General features: G+C 55.0%; 5 protein-coding genes and 1 pseudogene. 3 read left to right on the top strand and 3 right to left on the bottom strand.

What is annotated here, in order from left to right; all coding sequences use genetic code 11:
- A partial coding sequence (locus ACXRVY_RS19515) for a multicopper oxidase domain-containing protein (protein ID WP_458238025.1) occupies nucleotides 1-1374 on the top strand: 1374 nt, incomplete at its 5' end.
- Between the two features lie 47 nt (nucleotides 1375-1421).
- Here the strand turns inward: ACXRVY_RS19515 and ACXRVY_RS19520 are convergent.
- Entirely contained in the window at nucleotides 1422-1943 is a 522-nt protein-coding gene (locus ACXRVY_RS19520) for a hypothetical protein (protein ID WP_457266044.1), read from the bottom strand.
- A gap of 108 nt (nucleotides 1944-2051) precedes the next feature.
- On the opposite strand from ACXRVY_RS19520, the gene ACXRVY_RS19525 reads away from it, so the two are divergent.
- Nucleotides 2052-2705, top strand: coding sequence for a hypothetical protein (locus ACXRVY_RS19525; RefSeq protein ID WP_458238026.1), 654 nt, complete (start codon nucleotides 2052-2054; stop codon nucleotides 2703-2705).
- 80 nt (nucleotides 2706-2785) lie between these two features.
- Nucleotides 2786-2992, top strand: coding sequence for a co-regulatory protein PtrA N-terminal domain-containing protein (locus tag ACXRVY_RS19530; protein WP_458238027.1), 207 nt, complete (start codon nucleotides 2786-2788; stop codon nucleotides 2990-2992).
- A 182-nt stretch (nucleotides 2993-3174) separates the two neighbouring features.
- On the opposite strand, the pseudogene ACXRVY_RS19535 reads toward ACXRVY_RS19530, so the two are convergent.
- Both ACXRVY_RS19535 and ACXRVY_RS19540 read right to left on the bottom strand, forming a co-directional pair.
- A pseudogene (locus ACXRVY_RS19535) lies at nucleotides 3175-3441 on the bottom strand (TonB-dependent receptor); the annotation flags it as partial.
- 18 nt (nucleotides 3442-3459) lie between these two features.
- Complete coding sequence (locus ACXRVY_RS19540) at nucleotides 3460-3642, bottom strand: hypothetical protein (protein ID WP_223447925.1); 183 nt, start codon at nucleotides 3640-3642, stop codon at nucleotides 3460-3462.
- Nucleotides 3643-3905 lie beyond the last annotated feature (263 nt).

Genomic DNA, 3905 nt, shown 5'->3' on the forward strand with positions numbered 1-3905 from the left:
GGGCTGGGGTGGGGTAACCGCGACTATGACGTCAACCTGACGATTGCCGACAAGGCCTGGGACCAGACCGGCCAGTTGTGGTTCAACCCCTTCAACACCGACGGCTTTCTCGGTGACCAGGTGCTGACCAACTGGGAGTTCAAACCCTTCCTGGACGTACGTGCCCGCCGCTACCGTTTCCGCATTCTCAACGGATCGGTTTCTCGCTTCTTCACRCTGGCGGTGGTGCGTCAGGTCAGTGGTAATGGTGGCGAGTTTCCTGGCCCGAACAACTCCGGAGTTTCCTATAACCGGGTGCCGTTCCACATGATTGCCAACGACGGCAATATCATGGAGCACGCGGTGCCGTTCGATGGCAGCCTGGACCTCGATGGCGACGGCGACACGCAGGACCACAATGCCATTCTGCCGATACTGGGCATTGCCGAGCGCTATGACATCGTCGTCGACTTCGCGACAAACGGCATCAGCCCGGGCGACAAGATTTTCTTCGTCAACATTGCGGAGCATGAAGACGGCAAGCGTCCGAAACGCGACATTCCATTGGCGGATGTACTCTCCGAGAAGTACCTGCCCGTGGTCAGGCAAACCAGCCACGGGCCACAGTGGGTCAACGGTGACCCGGGCGTGGGCCTGTTCCTGCAACTCAACGTCCAGCCTTACACCGGCCAGGATGTCAGCATGAATCCGGTCGACTTCGAGCCCGCCAAGCCTGGCAAGCCCGAGGGCAAGTTCATGATCCCCTTGCCCTTGCATCGTGATGACCCTGCGGATATCGCCCGGCTTGCCCAGGCACGGCACCGCACCTTTATCTTTGGCCGCTCCAACGGCACGGACTTCAAGCCCTGGACGATCAAGACCGATGGCGGCGAAGGCTTCGGTATGGACCCGCGGCGGATTTCAGCCGCGCCACAACTGGCCACTGGCCCGACACCGGCAGGGTTCAAGGGCGAAGGCACGCTGGAAGTCTGGAAGATCGAGAACGGCGGCAATGGCTGGAGTCACCCGGTGCATGTGCATTTCGAGGAAGGGATCATTCTCACTCGAGGTGGCAAACCACCACCCGAATGGGAAAAAGGAGCGCGCAAGGATATCTACCGTGTAGGCCGCGATTCCGACAGCCTCGACGATGTCGAAATGGCCATACACATCCGTGAGTTTGCCGGTACCTACATGGAGCACTGCCACAACACACAGCATGAAGACACGGCGATGCTGCTGCGCTGGGACTCTGAGCACCCGGGCCAGTTCCAATTGATGCCCACACCCTTGCCCAGCTGGGACGGCGTGAAATTCGTGAACTCGGTTGCATTACCGACATTCCGTACCGGAGATGGCGTCGGGCCACAGGTCGAGGTCAACAAAAACCCGTAAATAGCAGCAGCGGAGGCAAAGGCTAGCGTCGTCTATCAAACGGCTGTTTATGTCGTCAGCAAATGCACAGGCAACTTTTTTGCTGAAAATTCCCCTGTGGCTATGCCGCGAATTGGCTTTTTTCGAGGGGAAAATGGCAGTGCATTGACCTGGTTTGTTAACCCGGCCAAAGGCTTTTTTATGGCTGATTCGCTCAAAACCCCCGATGTCTTCCATGGAATCTGGAATAAAAGACGAAAAAAACGCCGGGGCTCTCGTCTGCCTTCCCATTCGCCGCAAACCCGGTAATGGTGCAGGCTGCACGATAAAAGATGGCAATGTGCAGCTAGCCAGGAACACTGCCGTTGGTCAGCAAAATTGATCAAGAAATGAACGGATACAGTTTTTTCGGTCAGAATACGCAGCAGGTGGCACGGGCTCTGAACCTCACCTGACCCCCAGAAGCGGAAGTTAAACCTCATATGCGCCAAGTGCGGATGCGGTTTTTTATTACCTGAAAATGGAAATAATCGAATGACTAAAAGTTCATTCGCCAAACTCGCTTTTATCTTGACAGCGTAATGCCGCAAGATAATTCAATTGAAACGGCTGAATCATAACTTCCGTCAGCAACGGCAAACTCTAATCACGCCGTCCTGAACGTCAGGTTGATTCACTGTTAGAACAAAGAGGTAGTCATGGAACTTAGTATTCTTACTTCACCAGTCGGGGAATATTTACGCCTGGGCGTTGTATATTTTCATCTTATCGCCTGCTGCGTGGCAATCGGGCTGGTTTTGACCAGTGACATTGCAATGGTCAAGCAACTCCTGAAGGGMGATGCRTCAGGTCACCAYGATGACGCGCACATGGACAGTCTTCAAAAGACCGTATCGCTTGCACTTGTCTGGCTCTGGATTACRGGCATTGCTATTGTCGGGATCGATTATKCCGGCAAGGGGATGGAGTATTTCCTCAATCCAAAGTTACAAGCCAAAATCGGCATCGTTGTGCTGYTGACCATTAACGGCTTCGTGTTGCATSGCGCTGTATTGCCGGCGCTGAARAAAGCCGGTTCGTTACTGAAACTCTCCTTCAGCCTGCGCATGCTGGCGCTGTTCTCGGGSGCGTTCTCTGGCGTGTCGTGGTTCTATGCCGCCATGCTGGGTGTKGGTCGTCCGCTGGCCTGGAAGTACTCGCTGGTGGAGTTGCTGGCAGCCTATCCGGTGCTCATCGTCGGYGGKTTCGSRATGATGGTACTGCTCACCRTCTGGGCAAAAAACAAAGACRCCGAAGCRCGCMWGGAGCAAGGCACCWGGACTCCAGGAAACGCCGCCCTGGCTGGCTGGTGAATCCAGGTTGAACAAGGAMGTTCRRCGCTARCCMATGAATYYYGCTTTAACTGTTAAAAGTCTCACTTGAGGATACCCAAATGAAATCCATGAAAGTTCTCTTCGTAGTTGCCACGCTGACCGCYTCTTCTCTGGCGATGGCCACAGGTGGCGGTGACCGGACCKTCGCACGCATGGAGTCGGCCCGSAAAGTCTCGATGGAAACCTACCAGGTTGCCCAGAAACACAAGGCTGAAGCCTCYGTAGCTCAAAGCAAAGCCAAGGCAGCCGAYCGCASCAACAGCTGATCCGTGTAGCGCGTCCCCGGGCCGACAGAAATGTGCAGCCCCCCCTCAAAAGCAGCACCCAAGGTGCTGCTTTTGCTTGTTTAACACAAATCCCGCTTACACAAAATCCAGTGTGTTGAATCCACAGTCGTAAGCAGCCTTTCACGAAGGGCTGCTTTGGGGCCTGTTCTTCAGGTCTGTGCTCAGAAGCGATAGTTGGTGCTCAGCTCCAGCGTCCGTGGGGCACCGGGCGTGATCAGGTCCACCGAACCATGCGCCGAAGCGTAATAGTCCTTGTCGAAGACATTGCGCAGCCGCAGGGCCATGTCCCATTTCGGCTGGTTGTACAACAGCGCGGCGTCCACTGTCGTGTAAGCCGGCATGACCACATTGTTATCCAGCGCGGTATAGCGATCATCGACATAGTTGGCCCCCATGCCCACACGCCAGGTTTGCGTCAGCGAACGCACGCACCTGAGGATCACGCGTTATTTTGTATTGTCCTTGGGTGTGCAGATGGTGTTGATCTGGAACTGCACCCCTTCAAGTGATGCCTTGATCTGATCGGCTGCGTGCTGACACGCCTCCATATTCTTGTACTCAGCATGGTCGACCGCTCGAAAGGGCTGTGGGCCACTTGTACCAAGAATGATCCAGAGAATGAAGTTCATGATGCCTCCGACACTTCAGGTAGATGATGGAGTCTAGCAGTGGATTGATGACCGGGGCATAGAGCGCATTTGGAGTCGATACTTCAACTGGAGAATGGTGAGCCTCATGTAGGACGTGTATGACGAATATTATCGGTTATGACCGGCCGCTATGGGTCGATTTTTGCCACTCACCGAAGGGCAAATCGGCCAAAAGCGGCCTGTGGGGCGCGCCTCGAAAACCTGGGGCAACTCACAATTTTGACTCGATACTACTTACTGAC

The organism is Pseudomonas sp. P5_A2_2 (assembly GCF_054177685.1).